The sequence below is a fragment of the Streptomyces termitum genome, from assembly GCF_014650175.1.
GTDB classification, from domain to species: Bacteria; Actinomycetota; Actinomycetes; order Streptomycetales; family Streptomycetaceae; genus Streptomyces; species Streptomyces termitum.
On the sequence record NZ_BMUL01000002.1, the window covers coordinates 638,619 to 655,925 of the forward strand.

13 protein-coding genes and 1 pseudogene are annotated in these 17,307 nt (G+C 73.1%); 5 read left to right on the forward strand and 9 right to left on the reverse strand.

The genetic code is table 11. The features are described 5' to 3' along the window. The first annotated feature begins 30 nt into the window (after nucleotides 1–30). The gene (locus tag IE219_RS06125; RefSeq protein ID WP_189975470.1) at nucleotides 31–585 is read left to right on the forward strand and encodes a DJ-1/PfpI family protein; all 555 of its coding nucleotides are present in this window, start codon (nucleotides 31–33) and stop codon (nucleotides 583–585) included. A 164-nt stretch (nucleotides 586–749) separates the two neighbouring features. On the opposite strand, the gene IE219_RS06130 is transcribed toward IE219_RS06125, so the two are convergent. Together IE219_RS06130 and IE219_RS06135 are read right to left on the reverse strand one after the other, a co-directional pair. Continuing rightward, nucleotides 750–1,397, reverse strand: coding sequence for an HAD family hydrolase (locus IE219_RS06130; RefSeq protein ID WP_189975471.1), 648 nt, complete (start codon nucleotides 1,395–1,397; stop codon nucleotides 750–752). Nucleotides 1,398–1,457: 60 nt separating this feature from the next. Further along, entirely contained in the window at nucleotides 1,458–1,964 is a 507-nt protein-coding gene (locus tag IE219_RS06135) for a DUF6912 family protein (RefSeq protein WP_189975472.1), read from the reverse strand. A gap of 195 nt (nucleotides 1,965–2,159) precedes the next feature. Between IE219_RS06135 and IE219_RS32525 the strand changes: the two genes are divergently transcribed. Beyond that, complete coding sequence (locus IE219_RS32525) at nucleotides 2,160–2,888, forward strand: Rv3235 family protein (protein WP_373298771.1); 729 nt, start codon at nucleotides 2,160–2,162, stop codon at nucleotides 2,886–2,888. 47 nt (nucleotides 2,889–2,935) lie between these two features. On the opposite strand, the gene secA is transcribed toward IE219_RS32525, so the two are convergent. Beyond that, nucleotides 2,936–5,737, reverse strand: a complete 2,802-nt coding sequence (gene secA / locus IE219_RS06145; RefSeq protein WP_189975473.1) for a preprotein translocase subunit SecA — start codon at nucleotides 5,735–5,737, stop codon at nucleotides 2,936–2,938. 241 nt (nucleotides 5,738–5,978) lie between these two features. Between secA and IE219_RS06150 the strand changes: the two genes are divergently transcribed. Then, nucleotides 5,979–6,587, forward strand: coding sequence for a GNAT family N-acetyltransferase (locus IE219_RS06150; protein ID WP_189975474.1), 609 nt, complete (start codon nucleotides 5,979–5,981; stop codon nucleotides 6,585–6,587). Between the two features lie 40 nt (nucleotides 6,588–6,627). Next, a complete protein-coding gene (locus IE219_RS06155) occupies nucleotides 6,628–7,818 on the forward strand; it encodes a winged helix-turn-helix domain-containing protein (protein WP_229849608.1) in 1,191 nt (396 codons plus the stop codon). A gap of 239 nt (nucleotides 7,819–8,057) precedes the next feature. Here IE219_RS06155 and IE219_RS06160 read toward each other — a convergent pair. The 6 genes and pseudogenes from IE219_RS06160 to mtrA all read right to left on the reverse strand — a co-directional run. Continuing rightward, nucleotides 8,058–8,723, reverse strand: a pseudogene (locus tag IE219_RS06160) (response regulator); the annotation flags it as partial. Nucleotides 8,724–9,117: 394 nt separating this feature from the next. After that, nucleotides 9,118–9,804 (reverse strand): ribosome hibernation-promoting factor, HPF/YfiA family, encoded by a 687-nt coding sequence (hpf, locus tag IE219_RS06165; RefSeq protein WP_373298772.1) that lies wholly within the window; start codon nucleotides 9,802–9,804, stop codon nucleotides 9,118–9,120. Between the two features lie 293 nt (nucleotides 9,805–10,097). Beyond that, complete coding sequence (locus IE219_RS06170; RefSeq protein ID WP_189975477.1) at nucleotides 10,098–10,895, reverse strand: ComF family protein; 798 nt, start codon at nucleotides 10,893–10,895, stop codon at nucleotides 10,098–10,100. A 178-nt stretch (nucleotides 10,896–11,073) separates the two neighbouring features. Beyond that, nucleotides 11,074–12,948 carry an LpqB family beta-propeller domain-containing protein gene (locus IE219_RS06175; protein ID WP_373298773.1) on the reverse strand — a complete coding sequence of 625 codons (1,875 nt, stop codon included), beginning with the start codon at nucleotides 12,946–12,948 and terminating at the stop codon, nucleotides 11,074–11,076. Continuing rightward, the gene (mtrB, locus tag IE219_RS06180; RefSeq protein ID WP_189975478.1) at nucleotides 12,938–14,920 is read right to left on the reverse strand and encodes an MtrAB system histidine kinase MtrB; all 1,983 of its coding nucleotides are present in this window, start codon (nucleotides 14,918–14,920) and stop codon (nucleotides 12,938–12,940) included. The genes IE219_RS06175 and mtrB overlap by 11 nt, the downstream gene beginning before the upstream one ends. A 1-nt stretch (nucleotide 14,921) precedes the next feature. Continuing rightward, a complete protein-coding gene (gene mtrA, locus IE219_RS06185) occupies nucleotides 14,922–15,599 on the reverse strand; it encodes a two-component system response regulator MtrA (RefSeq protein WP_189975479.1) in 678 nt (225 codons plus the stop codon). Between the two features lie 456 nt (nucleotides 15,600–16,055). On the opposite strand from mtrA, the gene IE219_RS06190 reads away from it, so the two are divergent. Then, nucleotides 16,056–17,168 carry a hypothetical protein gene (locus IE219_RS06190; protein ID WP_189975480.1) on the forward strand — a complete coding sequence of 371 codons (1,113 nt, stop codon included), beginning with the start codon at nucleotides 16,056–16,058 and terminating at the stop codon, nucleotides 17,166–17,168. Nucleotides 17,169–17,307 lie beyond the last annotated feature (139 nt).

Sequence of the window (17,307 nt, forward strand, 5' to 3'; positions counted from 1 at the left end):
CGGACGGACCGGCTCCGAGCAGGGAGAAGCATGGCGAAGATCTTGATCGTGACAGGGGACGCGGCGGAATCGCTGGAGGTGCTCTACCCGTACCAGCGTCTCCTCGAAGAAGGGTACGAGGTCGACATCGCGGCCCCGTCCCGCAAGCAGTTGCGATTCGTGGTCCACGACTTCGAACCGGGGTACGACACGTACACGGAGAAGCCCGGCTACACCTGGCCCGCCGACCTCGCCTTCTCCGAGGTCGACCCGGGCGCCTACGCGGCGGTGGTGATCCCGGGCGGCCGGGCACCGGAGTACCTGCGCAACAACCTGGAGCTGCGCAAGATCCTCAAGGCGTTCTTCGACGCGGACAAGCCGGTGGCGCAGATCTGCCACGGTCCGCTGCTGACGGCGGCGGCGGGCGGTCTGGAGGGCCGGCGGGTGACCGCGTACCCGGAGCTCGAACCGGACATGCAGGCGGCGGGCGCGGACTTCCAGGACACGGCGGCGGTGGTCGACGGCACCCTGGTCTCGTCCCGCGCCTGGCCGGACCACCCGGCCTGGATGCGCGAGTTCCTGAAGGTCCTGCGCGCCCGAGGCTGAACCCGCCGAAGAAGCAGGACACGGCGGTACGGCTCCGGACCCGCCCATGCGCGGCGGTACGGCTCCGAGCCCTCCGGGTTCACGGCGGTACGGCTCCGAGCCTCAGGGTCCGCGCGGCGGTACGGCTCCGGGCCCTCGGGTCCGGGCCGTATCGCCGGTGTCCCTCAGACCAGCCCCTCCGCCACGGCCACGGCCTCCTCCAGGGAGTCGACCACCGGCACGCCGACCCGCTCCAGCGAGGCCCGGCTGTGCGAGCCGCCGGTGAACAGCACGGCCTTCGCCCCGACGTGCGCCGCCGCCACGGCGTCGTCGGCGGCGTCGCCGATGACGACGACCCGCTCGGCGGGCACCGAGAGCGCGGCGAGGTGGCGGACCATGTTCCCGGACTTGCCGTCGGTGGACCGGTCGGTCCGCCCGTCGACCCGGACGAACCGCTCGGCTATGCCGTGCCGCCGGACCAGCGGCACCAGCTCCTCGTGCGGCGCCAGCGAGAGCAGCGACTGCGTGAAGCCGGAGCCCTGGCGCGCGGCGAGCAGCTCGGCGGCGCCCGCGGTCAGCCCGCAGCCCTCGGCCCGCTCCCAGTAGTGGCGGTGGAAGACCCCGTCCATCCGGGTCCATTCGGCGTCGGTGGGCAGCCGGCCCATCATCCGCTCGTAGAACCTCGGTACGGGAACGGTGTACAGCTCCCGGTAGCGCTCCAGCGTGATCGGCGCGAGCCCCAGCTCGGCGAAGGCCGCGTTGGTGGCGCCGATGACGGCGGCGATGTCGTCGAGCAGGGTGCCGTTCCAGTCCCAGACCAGATGCTTCCCCATGTGCTGTTCTCCCACGTCACTCCCCAGGTGCTTCCCGATGGGAGGACGGTACCGGCCCGCTCAGCCGAGCAGGGAGGGGATCTCCTGGACCCCGAACCAGAGGAGCTCGTGGTCCTCGGCGCCGTCCACGACGAACTGGGCGTCGTCGTCCCCCAGATCGGCGGCGCCGAGGGCGGCCGCGGCGGCGGTCACGTCGGCCTCGGCATCGTCCGCGTCGGCGTGCACGGCGGCGGCCTTGGCCAGCGGTACGGGCCCGGCGAGGCGGACCTCGCCGACGGAGGCGGCGTCCAGGCCCCGGTCGGGGTCGGCGGAGGCGTCCTTGTCGGCGACGTCGGCCGCGACGACGACCCGGCGGCGGGCGGCGCCGGGGTCACCGGCGACGAGCCGCAGGGAGGCGGCGGCGGCGCGGCTGAGCGCCGCGTACTCCAGCTCCTCGATGTCGTCGGAGACGTACCACTCGCGCAGCGCCGGGGTGACGGCGTAGGCGGTCAGCGGGCCGGGGCCCAGCTCGCCCGTCTTGTGCGCCTGTGCGAGACCGGAGAGGGTCAGGGGGACGTACACGCGCATGGCTGCCGCTTTCGTAGTCGGGGACGCCCTCAGGATACGTCCGGCCCCCTCCCCCGGAGGCGTCCACCCGGTACCCCCCACCCCCCTGATAGGTGAATCACCCACCGTATCCAGGTGGACACGTTCCGCTCTTGCGGCCGCTCCGAGCCCGCCAGTACAAGATCCCCACCGGAAGTTACCGGCCAGTACGACGACATGACGACCGTCGAAGGGATCCCCATGCCCCGCACCGTCCCGAAGCCCCCCGCTCCCGACCCCACCGCGCACCCCACCGCCCCACACGCCACCGCCGTCCCGAACGCCGCTATCGCCCCGCGCTCCACCCCCGTCCCGCACGCCGGCACCGCCGTCCGGGCCGCCGCCTCCGTCCGGGCCGCCGCCGTCGAGGCCACCGCCCGGAGGGCCGGGGGCCGCGCGGCGGCCGGACCCGGCGTCCCCCTGCCCCGCACGGCCGCGCCGCGCCCGGGTGACGGTCGCGGGGGCCGTCACGCGGGCGGGCACGGCGACCGGGCCACCGTCCCCGCCCAGGGGCGGGGGTGCCCCGGGGCGGCGGCGCGCCGGGCGCTGCCCGCGCACACCGCGTTCGCCGAGCGGCTGCTCGCCGTCCTCAGCGGGGAGCGGCCGGTGCACTCGATGCTCGGGCACACCGTCGGGGAGGCGTACGACCAGCTCGTCCGGCTCGCGCCGAGGACACCGCCGCCGCGCGGGCTCGGTCCGCGTCCCGTGCTGCGCCGGTGCGCCGCGCAGCCGCACGCCGGCGACACGGTCCTGGAGGTCTTCGCCTCGCTCGCCACCGGCACCCGCGTCCGCGCGCTCGCGTTCCGCCTGGAGCGCGGCACCGACCACCGCTGGCGGTGCGCCGCCGTGGAGCTGGACGGCCTCGGCCGGCTGACCGCAGGCCCGGACGCCGGGGCCGGGACGTGACGAAGGGCCCCGCCGCGTGTGCGGCGGGGCCCTTCCGGTGCCTCAGGTCACTTCTTGCGGCGGCGTCCGCCCGCGTTCTTCTGCGCCTTGCGGCGCTCGGCCCGCGTCATCCCGTCACCGGCGTCGTCCCCGTTGGAGAAGTCGCCCTCGACGACCCCGCCGTCGCCGTCCACGCTCGGCGCGGAGAAGTGCAGCCGGTCCGGCCGCTGCGGCGCGTCGAGGCCCTTGGCGCGGATCTCCGGACGGCCGCCCGCCGGCACGGCGTCGTCCTTGTCCAGGGACGGCGCGCCCGCCTGCACCGGGACCTCCTCGACCTGCTGCTCGACCTGGACCTCCAGGTTGAACAGGTAGCCGACGGACTCCTCCTTGATGCCCTCCATCATGGCGGTGAACATGTCGAAGCCCTCGCGCTGGTACTCGACCAGCGGGTCCTTCTGCGCCATGGCGCGCAGGCCGATGCCCTCCTGGAGGTAGTCCATCTCGTAGAGGTGCTCGCGCCACTTGCGGTCGAGGACGGAGAGGACGACCCGGCGCTCCAGCTCGCGCATGATCTCCGAGCCGAGCTGCGCCTCGCGCGCCTCGTACTGGGCGTGGATGTCGTCCTTGATGGACTCGGCGATGAACTCGGCGGTGATGCCCGCGCGGTCGCCCGCCGCGTCCTCCAGCTCCTCGACGGTGACCTTCACCGGGTAGAGCTGCTTGAAGGCGCCCCACAGCCGGTCGAGGTCCCACTCCTCCGCGAAGCCCTCGGCGGTCTCCTGGCGGATGTAGTCGTCGATGGTGTCGTCCATGAAGTGGCGGATCTGCTCGTGCAGGTCCTCGCCCTCCAGGACGCGGCGGCGCTCGCCGTAGATGACCTCGCGCTGCCGGTTGAGGACCTCGTCGTACTTGAGGACGTTCTTGCGGGTCTCGAAGTTCTGGGTCTCGACCTGCGACTGGGCGGAGGCGATGGCGCGGGTGACCATCTTGTTCTCGATCGGCACGTCGTCCGGCACATTGGCCATGGCCATGACGCGCTCGACCATCTGGGCCTTGAAGAGGCGCATCAGGTCGTCGCCCAGCGACAGGTAGAAGCGGGACTCGCCCGGGTCGCCCTGACGGCCGGAACGACCGCGCAGCTGGTTGTCGATGCGGCGCGACTCGTGCCGCTCGGTGCCCAGCACGTACAGCCCGCCGAGGTCCTTGACCTCCTCGAACTCCGCCTTCACGGCCTTCTCGGCGCGCTCCATGGCGCCGGGCAGGGCCGCGGCCCACTCCTCGACGTGCTCGACCGGGTCCAGCCCGGCCTGGCGCAGCTCGGCCTCGGCGAGGTCGTCCGGGTTGCCGCCGAGCTTGATGTCGGTGCCTCGTCCGGCCATGTTGGTGGCGACGGTGACGGCGCCCCGGCGGCCGGCCTGGGCGACGATGCTGGCCTCGCGCTCGTGGTGCTTGGCGTTGAGCACCTCGTGCGGGACGCCGCGCTTGGAGAGCTGCTGCGAGAGGTACTCGGACTTCTCGACGGAGGTGGTGCCGACGAGGACCGGCTGGCCCTTCTCGTGCTTCTCGGCGATGTCGTCGACGACGGCGGCGAACTTGGCGACCTCGGTCCGGTAGATGAGGTCGGACTGGTCCTTGCGCTGCATCGGCTTGTTCGTCGGGATCGGGACGACGCCGAGCTTGTAGATCTGGTGGAACTCGGCCGCCTCGGTCATGGCCGTACCGGTCATGCCGGAGAGCTTGTCGTAGAGGCGGAAGAAGTTCTGGAGGGTGATCGTGGCGAGGGTCTGGTTCTCGTCCTTGATCGGCACGCCCTCCTTGGCCTCGATGGCCTGGTGCATGCCCTCGTTGTAGCGGCGGCCGGCGAGGATGCGGCCGGTGTGCTCGTCGACGATCATGACCTCGCCGTCGATGACGACGTAGTCCTTGTCCTTCTTGAACAGTTCCTTCGCCTTGATGGCGTTGTTCAGGTAGCCGACGAGCGGGGTGTTCACCGACTCGTAGAGGTTGTCGATGCCGAGCCAGTCCTCGACCTTGGCGACGCCCGCCTCGTGGATGGCGACGGTGCGCTTCTTCTCGTCGACCTCGTAGTCGCCGGTCTCCTCGATGCCCTTCAGCGGGTTGCCGGGCTCGCCCTTGGTGAGGCGGGTCACCAGCTTGGCGAAGTCGCCGTACCACTTGGTGGCCTGGTCGGCCGGGCCGGAGATGATCAGCGGCGTACGGGCCTCGTCGACGAGGATGGAGTCGACCTCGTCGACGCAGGCGTAGTTGTGGCCGCGCTGGACCAGCTCGTCCTGCGACCACGCCATGTTGTCGCGGAGGTAGTCGAAGCCGAACTCGTTGTTCGTGCCGTAGGTGATGTCGCAGGCGTACTGCTCGCGGCGCTGCGCCGGCGTCATGTTCGCCAGGATGCAGCCGACCTGGAGGCCCAGGAACTTGTGCACCCGGCCCATCAGTTCGGAGTCGCGCTCGGCCAGGTAGTCGTTGACCGTGATCAGGTGGACGCCCTTGCCGGAGAGCGCGTTGAGGTACGCCGGGAGGGTGCCGACGAGGGTCTTGCCCTCACCGGTCTTCATCTCGGCGACGTAGCCGAGGTGCAGCGCGGCGCCGCCCATGATCTGGACGTCGTAGTGGCGCTGGCCGAGGACGCGCTTGGCCGCCTCGCGGACGGTGGCGAACGCCTCCGGGAGCAGGTCGTCGAGGCTCTCGCCGTCGGCGTACCGCTGCTTGTACTCGTCCGTGAGGGCCCGCAGGTCGGCGTCGGAGAGGTGGGTGAAGTCCTCTTCGATGGAGTTGACCTGGTCCGCGATGCGGTGCAGTTTGCGCAGGATCTTGCCTTCGCCTGCACGCATGAGCTTGTTGAAGACGGACACTGAGGCTGGTCTCCTTGCCGGTCGGGCCTGGCACTGGGTCTTGTCACGGACGCGAGCGCCGGCACGGCAGGTGGTCCCCACCGCAACGGCCATCGTAAGCGAGACCACCCTCACGGAGGGAGGCCCGCAGGCCCACCACCGCACGTCGTCCCGCAATGGAGAACGCCCGAGGCGGCCGGAAGGTGCCGCCCCCTTCCGAAAAGTGTTCGCTTCCGACCGCCCGGCTCACCACAATCCGGGCATGGAGCCCATCACCCTCACCACCGAACGCCTCCGGCTGCGCGCCTTCGTCCCCGAGGACGAGGACCTCGTGTACGCGCACTGCCAGGACCCGGCCGTCCGCCGCTGGACGACGGTGCCGGATCCGTACGGCCGCGAGGACGCCGTCTTCTTCCTGAACCGGATCGTGCCGGACGGCTGGCGCGACGACACCGACTACGCCTTCGCCGTCGAGCCGCTGGAGGGCGGTCCGCTGTTCGGCGCCGTCGGCCTGCACAACCGGGGACCGGGCGTCTGGGAGGTCGGCTTCTGGCTGGCCCCGGAGGCCCGCGGCCGGGGCCACATGACCGAGGTGGTCCGGGCGGTCGCCCACTGGGCCTTCACCGGCCTCGGCTGCGTCCGGCTGGTCTGGCGCGCCGAGATCGGCAACACCGCCTCGCGCGCGGTCGCCGAGCGGGCCGGCTTCGCCGTCGAGGGCGTCCAGCGGGCGGGCCTGCTGCACAACGGCACCCTCCGGGACGCCTGGGTCGCCTCGCTGCTCCCCTCCGACTTCGGCCTGCCGAGCCCGGTGCCCTACCTCCCGCCCCGCGAGGCCCCGCCCGCCGTGGCCCCCCGGGACCCCCGTCCGTGAAACCCCCGGCCCTGTCGGTCCCGGGGCCTAGGGTTTGCGCATGACGACCGCGCAGACGCCCGCCCCGATGTCCGCCCCGCAGCCCGTCGCCGAGCTCTCCGCCGACGAGGCCCGCCGGATCGTCCTGCGCGCCCAGGGGTTCCTCGGCGCCCCCGACCGCAGGGGCGGGGTGCGGGGCGTACTCCGTCACCTCGGCCAGGTGCAGCTGGACACCATCTCGGTGCTGGCCCGCTCGCACGAGCTGATCCCGTACGCCCGGCTGGGCGCGGTCGGCCGGCCGGCGGTGGAGGAGGCGTACTGGTCGGGCGGCCACGCCTTCGAGTACTGGTCGCACGCCGCCTGCGTCCTGCCGATCGAGGAGTGGCCCCTCTTCGCCTTCCGCCGCCGCGCCTACCGCGACCGCCCGCACTGGGGCCACCAGCTGTCGCCGGGGGCGTACGGGAAGGTGATCGACCAGCTGCGGGCGGAGGGCCCGCGCACCGCGACCGAGCTGGGCGGCGCGAAGAACAAGGGCGAGTGGTGGGACTGGTCCGACACCAAGATCGCGGTGGAGCGGGCGCTGATGCACGGCGAGGTCGTGGTCGTCGAGCGGCGCGGCTGGAAGCGGGTGTACGACCTGGCGGAGCGGGCCGTGCCGGACGCGCTGCTCGGCGACGGCCTGGACGACGCGGAGTGCGTGCGGCGGCTGGTGCGGCAGGCGGGCGAGGCGCTCGGCGTCGGCACCCGCTCGGACATCGCCGACTACCACCGGCTCAAGAAGGAGCAGTTCGACGCGGTGGTGGCGGACTCGGGCCTGGTGCCGGTGACGGTGGCGGGCTGGGGGAAGCCGGCCTGGGCGGACCCGGCGGCGCTGGCCGAGGAGCCGCGCGGGCGGCACCGCACGACGCTGCTCTCCCCCTTCGACTCGCTGATCTGGGAGCGGCCCCGCACGGAGCGGATCTTCGGCTTCACCCACCGCCTGGAGGCGTACGTGCCGAAGCCGAAGCGGGTGCACGGCTACTTCGCGATGCCGGTGCTGTCCGGCGGCCGGCTGGTGGGCCGGGTCGATCCGGCGCGCGAGGGCCGGACCCTGGTGGCCCGGCAGGTGTCCGCCGAGGGCCCGAAGGCGGTCCCGGCGATCGCCCGCGCCCTGCGGGAGGCCGCGTCCTGGGTGGGCTGCGACGCGGTACGGGTGGAGCGGATGGACCCGCCGGAGCTGGCCGCGCCGCTGACGGCGGCCCTGACCGCCTGACGCCCGGCCCGCCGGCGGGCCCCTCCCGCCGGCGGCTCCCCCGGGGCCCGTACGGCCCCCTCCCGTCCCTGCGGCTAGGCCCTGTCCGGCGGATCTTCGTGGATCAGCCCGCGGCGTCTGGTGCGTGCTCTCGGCGTGCGCCCGGGTCGCCCTCGTACTGGACGTACTCGGGCGGTCCGGGCGTGCGGCGAGAGGACGTGCCAGGCGTCGCGGGCCCGCGAAGATCCGCCGGACAGGGCCTAGCGGATCTCCAGGATCTTCTCCCGCATCGCGTAGACCACGGCCTCCATGCGGGAGTGCAGCTGGAGCTTCTCCAGGATGTTGCGCACGTGGTTCTTCACCGTGTTCTCGGAGATGAACAGCTCCTTGGCGATGTCGCGGTTGTTCATCCCGGTGGCGACCAGCTTGAGGACCTCCAGCTCGCGGTCGGTGAGCCGGGGCGCCGGGACGAGCCGGCGCTCGTCGGTGCGCTGGATCATCGACTTGAACTCGGTGAGCAGCTTGGAGGCCATCGAGGGGCTGATCTGGGACTGGCCGTCGGCGACGGCCCGGATCGCGGTCGCCACCTCGTCGGTGGAGATCTCCTTGAGGAGGTAGCCGGTCGCGCCCGCCTTGATGGCGTCGTAGAGGTCGGCCTCCTCGTCGCTGATCGTCAGCATGATGATCTTCGCGCTGGGGGCGACCTCCTTGATGGAGGTGCACGCCTCGATGCCGCCGCGCCGGGGCATCCGCACGTCCATCAGGACGATGTCCGGCAGGAGGTCCGCCGCCTTGTCGACGGCCTCCGCGCCGTCCCCGGCCTCGCCGACGACCTGGATGTCCTCCTCCTGCGCGAGAACGATCTCCAGGCCCCGCCGGAAAAGGGCGTGGTCGTCCACGACCAGGACCCTGATCGGCTCCTTGCGGAAGACCTCTTCGGCCGATTCCGATCCCTTCGGAGCACCCTCCCGCGCGAGCGCGGCGCGCTCGTGCCCGCTGAGCACCGGGCCGAAGCTGTCTGCCATCGTGTCGCCCCCTGAAGGCCGTGGCCTGAATTCGTTTCCGGTCCTCCAACCGGTGCCCGAGAAGCACTGGTTGGCGTGCGGGCCATGATTTCATGCCCCGGCGTCGACGGGGTGTCACCGAGGGCGCGCGAGGGTGCCCCTGGGGGCGCGGGGAGCGCTCCAGGGGCACCGGGTGGGGCGCACGGGACGGGCGGGCGCGCGCCGTCGCGACGGGCACGCGCGCCACCGTGCCGAGTGCGGCACGGCGGGCGGACGGCCCGGCCGGAGCCGGGCCGCCGGTCAGCCGTTCGACGGGTCAGCCGCCGAGCGCACCGCCCGCGCCGCCGCTGTTCTCGGCGAGCGGGTCGTTCTCCAGGTGGATGACGCCGTAGTCGTAGGCGTGGCGCCGGTAGACGACGCTCGGCTGCTTGGTCTCGGCGTCGACGAAGAGGTAGAAGTCGTGGCCGACCAGCTCCATCTCGTAGAGCGCCTGGTCGAGGCCCATGGGGGCGGCCTGGTGCGTCTTCTCGCGCACCACCAGCGGTCCTTCGCCCTTCACCTCGATCGAGCCCATCATCGTGGTGGGCACCTCGCCGTCGGCCTCGTCGGCGACGAGTTCGCCCTGGCCGTTCAGCTGGGCGACACCGGGGACGACGTCGGCGACCTCCGCGGCGGAGAGCCGGCCGGTGCCCCGGCGGGTGTAGCGCTTGTCGTGCTGCTTGCGGAGCCGCGCCTCCAGCTTGTCGCTGGCCAGGTCGAGGGCCGCGTACGGGTCGCCGGCCGACGCTTCCGCCCGGATGACCGGGCCTCGGGAGTGGAGGGTGATCTCCACGCGGTCGGACCGGTCGGCCTGCCGCGGGTTGTGCTCCTTGGACACCTCGACGTCGAGGCTGATCACCTTGCCGTCGAGCTTCTGGATCTTCTCCAGCTTCAGCTTCTCGGCCACGTGCTTGCGGAACCGCTCGGGCACCTCGGTCTTGCGGCCCTTGACGACGATGTCCACGCAGAACTCCGTTCCCGGATCGCCCGCTCGACTCCTAGGCCGGCCGGGCATTCCCTTTGCACCAGACCCCGGTGGTCTCACCGGAGCTCGGACTTGGCGACTTCGCCCTCCTCCTCCCCAGCCGACAAGATCGCCACCCCGTCGACGAGAGGTTAATTCGCCCTGAACTCCTGTCCTGTAGGCGCAACCGTATGCATTCGAGTTCGGGTGTTCACCCTCTCTCACAACCGAACATAGCTCCTTCGGACGGGTGTCGGCACCCGCTCGCGCGACATACCTCCATTCGGCTGCTTTCACCTCTCACCACCTGCAACGATGCAAGTTCCCCGCGAGTTCCGGTTTATTTCGAACGAAGCGGGAGAGGATGCGATTACAGCCGCCACCCGCTGTTCGAATTCGTGCTGCGCGAAATCACCGCGGAAACTCACCGGCGCTCTCCGGGTGAACGGCGGGTGTACGTCCCCGAGGGCCCGCGCCGCCTCCGCGAGCGACGCCCCGGTGGTCATCAGGTCGTCCACGAGCACCACCCGCCCGGCCGCCAGCAGCCGCGCGCCGCCCGGCACCACCTCCAGCGCCCCGGCCAGGTTCGCCCGCCGCCCGCGCGCGCCGAGCCCCGCCTGGTCCGCCACGTACCGCCGCTGCCGCAGCACCGGCACCACCCGCGCCGGCCGCCCCGCGCCCCGCAGCCGCGCCGCCGCGGCCCGCGCGACCCGCCGGGTCGGATCGTGCCCCCGCGCCCGCACCGAGCGCCGCGCGGACGGCACCGGCACCAGCAGCAGCGCGCCGCCGTCCCCGCGCCCCCGCACGGCCGCCGCCACGGCACCCGCGAGCGCCCCGCCCAGCGGCCCGGCGAGCTCCAGCGCCCCGCGCTCCTTGTGGGCGATCAGCAGCTCCCGTACCGCTCCCCCGTACGGCACGGCCGCGTGCACCACCGGCAGCCCCGGCGGCTCCGGCGACGGCCGCACCCGGTCCGCGCCCGTCCCGGCCAGCGCCCGCGCGCACCGCCCGCACAGCCCGGTCCTGGGCTCTCCGCAGCCCTCGCAGGCGACGGGCAGCACCAGTCCGGAGATCTCCCGCCACCAACCCCGCATGGCTCCACTGTGACCGGCCCCGCGCACCCCCGCCACCCCTGTGGACAACGCCCTGTGGACAACCCGGAGAACGGCCCGGAGCAGCCCCGGAACCGGCCCGGAACCGACCCGGAGCCAGCCCGCAGCCGGCCCGGAGAACGGCCCGGCCCGAGCCTCCCCGCGCGTCAGGACCCGGGCCCTACCCCGGATAGACCGGTACCGTCCCCGACTTCACGACCGGCTGCCAGTTCGCCCCCGGCATCAGCCGCACGATCCCGTCGTTCCCCGACGCGGCGACGACCGGTTCGGTCTCCTTGTGCGGCGCGGCCACCGCGTTGACCCCGTTCAGCCCCGGCAGCACCAGCGTCGCGGAGGTGGAGCCGTCGGTCTGGAGGTAGCGGATCTGCTGCACGCCGCCCGCCTCCCGGCCCACCACCACGAGGCGGCTCGGGCCGGCCCAGGAGACGGCCGAGACGGACTCCATGCGCGGCGCCGCCGCCTGGAGGTCCACCACCGACACGACCTGCTCGTCGGTGCCGTCCTGCCGCTCGATCCGGCCGATCTGGAGCGTCGTCCGGCCGTCCCGGGTGATCAGGAGCGCGATCCGCACCCCGTCGGCCGAGACCCGCAGCGACTCGACCCGGGTGTCCTCCGTCAGCCACGGCGTGCGGACCTCGATCCGCTTCCCGGTGCCGTCCGGCACCACGAACAGCCGCCGGTGCCCCGGCGCCCGGTCCGCGACCCACAGGTCGCCCCGGCCGTCCCAGCTGGGCTGCGAGAGCCGGTCCTCGGAGGCCGCGGACGGCGCCGCGGCGCTCTTCAGGACCGGCGGGAGCGGCTCCTGCTCGGTGGTGATCGAGGAGACGTAGAGCGCGGCGCCGTCCTTGGAGACGCCCGCGGCTCGGGTCTCGCCCCGGGCCACGGCGACCGCGCCCAGCGGCACGGTGCCCTTGCCGAGCGGCCCCGGCACCTCCGCCGGCCGGACGGCCTCCTTGCCGCTGGTGGCGAGCGCCTTCATCCGGCCCGCCTCGTCGAGGAAGTACGGGGTCTCCTCCCGCCCGGTCTCCCGGACGGCCTCGAACTCCGCCGCCTGCCCCTTCCCGAGCCGGCAGACCACGTTGTTCTCCACGTCCTGGAGCTCCACCTGGTCGACCTGGACGGAGGGCAGGTCGCCGAGGGTGACGAGGAGCTGCGCCGCCAGCCGGCGGCACACCTCGCCGCCGAAGCGGTCGGCCTTCACGTCGAGCGGCACCTTCAGCGTGGACTGGTCGTCCGTGGTCAGCGAGGTGACACCGTGCTTCAGCCCCGTACCGGTCGGGAAGGGCGAGTCGACGGCGGGCCGCAGCCAGTGCGTCGGCCCCTCCAGGAGCGCCTTCACCGTCTGCGTCACCGGATCCATCCGGGTGACCGGGTCCTGCCGCTGCCGGATGTAGACCGGGTCGGCGACCAGCCAGTCCTCGCCGGAGGCGAAGTAGTACTTGTTGACCGAGCGGTAGTTGCGCAGGAAGTCGGCCTCGCCGAGCACCAGACCGGGCGGCAGGCTGTCGATCCGCCACTCCTTGTCCTTGCCGTTGGCCGCGGCCTCCTGCACGACGTGGATGGCCTGCGCGTACTCCACCGGTCTGTTGGGCTGGTAGGCGTGCCGGGCGTCCACGGTCGCGACCTTCCGCCCGGAGATCGGGTAGGCGCGGCCCTGGTTCTCCGGGTCGGCGTTGCGGTCGGCCGGCTCGCGGTCGGGCGCGGTGGCGAGCACGGTGATGCTCTGCTCCGGCTTCCAGCTCTCCGCGGCCTGCCGCGTCAGGTACTTGCGGGCGGTCGCGAACCCGGGGTCGTCGCTGGTCATGGCCTCCAGGAAGCCGTCGACGATCTCGTCGGGGACGGCGTTCTCCCGGGGCGCGACCGCGTAGACGCGGACCTGCGAGTCGCCCGCGCCGGCCCCCCGCACCACCTGCACCTCGCCGCTGTCCGGCATCGTCGCGCAGCCCGTCGCGAGCAGCCCGCCGCAGACGGCGAGCACCGTCAGGCGCCCGCCCCGTCCCCGCCCCGCCCTCGCGCGGCGCCCGTCAGCGCTCACCTGTGCCGTCCTCCCGCTCCGCGTTCCCCGCCGGGGTACGGCCCCGGTCCCGTTCCGTCTCCGATGCCGTCCGGGCCACCACCCGCGCCCCGCTCCCGGGGAGCGCCGCCGGGTCGATGGCCGCCGTCGGCGGCGCCGGGATCCGGGGCGGCACGGCGGGCAGCGCGGACCGCTCGGCCGTCTGCTGGCCGGGCAGCACGGCCGGGCGCCCGGCCTGCTCCCGGTTGCGCCGGGAGTCCTCGGGCTCCAGCGGTATCGGCGAGCCCCGCAGCGGCTCGTCGGCCGTGCGCGGCAGGGTGAGGCGGAACTGCGAGCCGCCGCCCGGCTCGCCCCAGGCCTGGAGCCAGCCGCCGTGCAGCCGGGCGTCCTCCACCGCGATCGACAGGCCGAGGCCCGTCCCGCCGGTGGTGCGGGCGCGGGCCGGGTCGGCCCGCCAGAAGCGGTTGAAGACCCGGGTGGCCTCGCCGGGCTTCAGGCCGACGCCGTAGTCGCGTACGGCGACGGCGACGGCCCCGCCGGCCGCGGCCAGCTTCACCACCACGTCCCGGCCCTCGCCGTGCTCGACGGCGTTGACCACCAGGTTGCGCAGCACGCGCTCGACCCGGCGGGCGTCGGCCTCGGCCACCACCGGCTGCTCGTCGCCGAGGACGACGATCCGGGTGCCCTTGCGCTCGGCGAGCGGCTCGGCGCCGCCGATGACCCGGCGCACCACCTGCCGCAGGTCGATCGGCTCGGCCTCCAGGGCGGCGGCGCCCGCGTCGAAGCGGCTGATCTCCAGCAGGTCCGCGAGGAGCGACTCGAAGCGGTCGAGCTGGTCGCCGAGGAGTTCGGCGGACCGCGCGGTCACCGGATCGAAGTCGACGCGGGCCTCGTGGATGACGTCGGCCGCCATCCGGACGGTGGTGAGCGGGGTCCGCAGTTCGTGCGAGACGTCGGAGACGAAGCGCCGCTGCATCCGCGACAGCTCCTCCAGCTGCTGGATCTTGAGCTGGAGGTTCTGCGCCATCTTGTTGAAGGCTTCGCCGAGGCGCGCGATGTCGTCCTCGCCGGTGACCTTCATGCGCTCCTGGAGCCGGCCGGCGGAGAGCCGCTCGGCGATCCCGGCCGCCATCCGCACCGGCGTGACGACCTGCCGGACCATGAACCAGGCGATCACCCCGAGCAGCACCATCACGAACAGCCCGGCGGTGGCCAGGGTCCGCTTCACCAGGTCGAGGGAGTCCTCCTCCTGCGACAGCGGGAAGAGGTAGTAGAGCTCGTACTGCTTGCCCTCGGCGTCGTTGAGCCGCTTGCCGATCACGAGTCCCGGCTCGGAGGGCTTGTCGCTGGTGTAGTGGATCCGCCCGAACTTCTGGAAGGTGTTGCCGCCCTGCGCCACCTCGTGCCGCAGTTCCGCGGGGACGGAGCGGGCCGGGTCGACCTCGCCGGAGGCGCGGGCGCCCCGGCTGGCGGTGTCGCCGGTGTCCAGCGACAGCGCGACCACGTTGAACGCGCTCTGCCCGCCGCTGGCGAGCTGCTCGACGAGCGTGGAGCGCCAGTTGACCGACGAGCCGGCCCGGACGCCGTCCTGGCCGGGCCCGGACGGCGTGGTCGCCGCCCGGTCCTGCGCGGCGGAGAAACCGCCCGCGGCCTGGCTCTGGGCGGCCTTCTCCTTGGTTTCGAGGAAGCCGTTGCGGACCTGTCCGACGACGACGAGGCCCAGCAGCAGCACCACGCCCAGCGACATCAGGAGCGTGCCCGCGACGATCCGGAGCTGGATGCTCCGCCGCCACAGCCGGACCGCCGGCAGCAGCGGCCGGCGCACCAGCCGGGCCACGATCCGGAAGACCCGGCCGCCCGGCGTCCCGTCCTGGAGGAACGGTCCGCCGCGCCAGGGGCGACCGGAGCGGGAACCCCCCCGTCCCGGTCCGGCAGCCCGCCCCGTACGGACCTCGGTGTCCCCGGCCCCCGGAGCAGTACCGCCCGTGCTCATATCAGCTCGGTCCCGCCTTGTAGCCGACGCCCCGGACGGTCACCACGATCTCCGGCCGCTCCGGGTCCTTCTCGACCTTCGAGCGCAGCCGCTGGACGTGCACGTTGACCAGCCGGGTGTCGGCCGCGTGCCGGTAGCCCCACACCTGCTCCAGGAGCACCTCGCGGGTGAACACCTGCCACGGCTTGCGCGCGAGCGCCACCAGCAGGTCGAACTCCAGCGGCGTCAGGGCGATGGACTGCCCGTCCCGCTTCACCGAGTGCCCGGCGACGTCGATGACGAGGTCGCCGATGGCGAGCTGCTCCGGCGCGGGCTCCTCGGACCTCCGCAGCCGCGCCCGGATCCGGGCGACCAGCTCCTTCGGCTTGAACGGCTTGACGATGTAGTCGTCGGCCCCGGACTCCAGGCCCACGACCACGTCCACGGTGTCGCTCTTGGCCGTGAGCATCACGATGGGCACGCCGGACTCGGCCCTGATGAGCCGGCACACCTCGATGCCGTCCCGTCCGGGCAGCATGAGGTCCAGCAGCACCAGGTCCGGCTTGGCCTCCCGGAATGCGGCGAGAGCCTTGTCGCCGTCCGCGACGAACGACGGCTCGAACCCTTCACCCTTCAGCACGATCCCGAGCATCTCGGCCAGTGCGGTGTCGTCGTCGACGACGAGAACGCGTCCCTTCATATCGACATCATCCCATTTCCGTATCAGTCCCGAGGGCGCTGGTGAGGTACCTCACTGACCTGCGGCGACGCCCTAGATCATCCGCGGTGACCGACCGTGTTCATGGGGTTCGACACCCGTCATGCCCCCACCCCCGTGGCCCCCGTACCGCCCTGAACCGTACCGCGTGCCGCCGCCCCCACCTATGGAAAGCCCCACACCCTCTGGCCAGAACCTCACCCTCCAGCGTTCCCTCACGGCCCCGGGAGCCGCCGGGGAGGGCTTCCGACCCACCTGGTCGGGTACGTCCCTTCCGCCCCCGTCCGGGCCGCGGGGAAGGTGCTCCCGGCCCGGCGGCGGCCGGGGAGCCGCGTGACACGATGGCAGCCGGCCAGCCGCCCGCACCGTGGACGGCCGCCGTGACCGAGCCGGTTCGCCGACCGGCACCGCGACCCGATCCCTTCGAGGTGGACGACCGTGAACGACACTCCGGGCCGGAACACGCCCGGATCCTCTCCTTCCGACGACCAGGACGGCTCCGCCCCCCGGTGGTCGGCGGACCGGCCGCCCGCCGGCCCGACCCCGCCCCCCGGCCAGAGCTGGGGAGCCCCGCCGCCGTACCCCGGCGGTCCGTACGGTTACGGGGCTCCGCCGGCGGCCCGGCCGGGCGTCATCCCGCTCCGTCCGCTGACCGTCGGCGAGATGCTCGAAGCCTCGATCACGACCCTGCGCCGCTACTGGCGCGTGGTGCTCCCGGTCACGGTCTCCGTCTCGGTGGTCACGCAGGCGGCACTGGTTCCGATCCAGCGTCACCTGGGTGTCGGGCAGCCGGTGTTGCACGCGGACGCGAGCCCGGCCGAGCAGATGGAGGCGGCATCCGACTACCTCCGCGCCTCCTTCGTCTCGTACGCCCCCTCCATGCTGATCAGCATCGCCGCGGGGGTCTTCACGGCGGCGATGCTGACCGTCGTCCTCAGCCGGGCCGTCCTGGGCCGTCCGGTCACGCTCGGGGAGGCGTGGCGCGAGGCGAGCCCCCGGCTTCCGTCGCTGCTGCTGCTCTCCCTGGCCCTGCCGCTCGGTGCCGCGCTGCTCGCCGTCGTCGCCATGGCCCCCGGCCTGCTGCTCGGCGGCGCCGGCGGCGTCCTGCTGGCCTTCCTGGGCGGTACGGGGGCCTTTCTGGTCTCCACGTGGCTGCTGATCCGCTTCAGCCTGGCGTCCCCGGCCCTGATGCTGGAGCGCCAGGGCATCGTGGCGGCGCTCAAGCGCTCCGCGAAGCTGGTCCGGGGCACGTGGTGGCGGGTCTTCGGCATCACGGTCCTGACGCAGCTGCTCATCGTGCTGTTCACGGTGCTGCTGACGATCCCGTTCACGGCAATCGCCTTCTCGATCGGCGGTGTCGACGTCACGGACCTCGCCTCTTCGGGCTTCGAGACGAGTTGGACCTATCTGATCGTCATGGGGATCGGCGGTGTCGTCGCCGGCGCCCTCACCTACCCCGTGGCGGCCGGCGTCACGGTCCTCCTCTACGTGGACCAGCGCATCCGCCGCGAGGCCCTGGACCTCGAACTCTCCAAGGCCGCGGGCCTCTGACCGGCCCGCCCCCGCCGGCCCCGTCCACCGGGTCCGGCGGGGGGCTCCGGACCGTTCCGGGCCCGGAACGCAGAAAAGCCCCGCACCAGTGGTGCGGGGCTTTCCCGGAATGATTGTTCGGCGGTGTCCTACTCTCCCA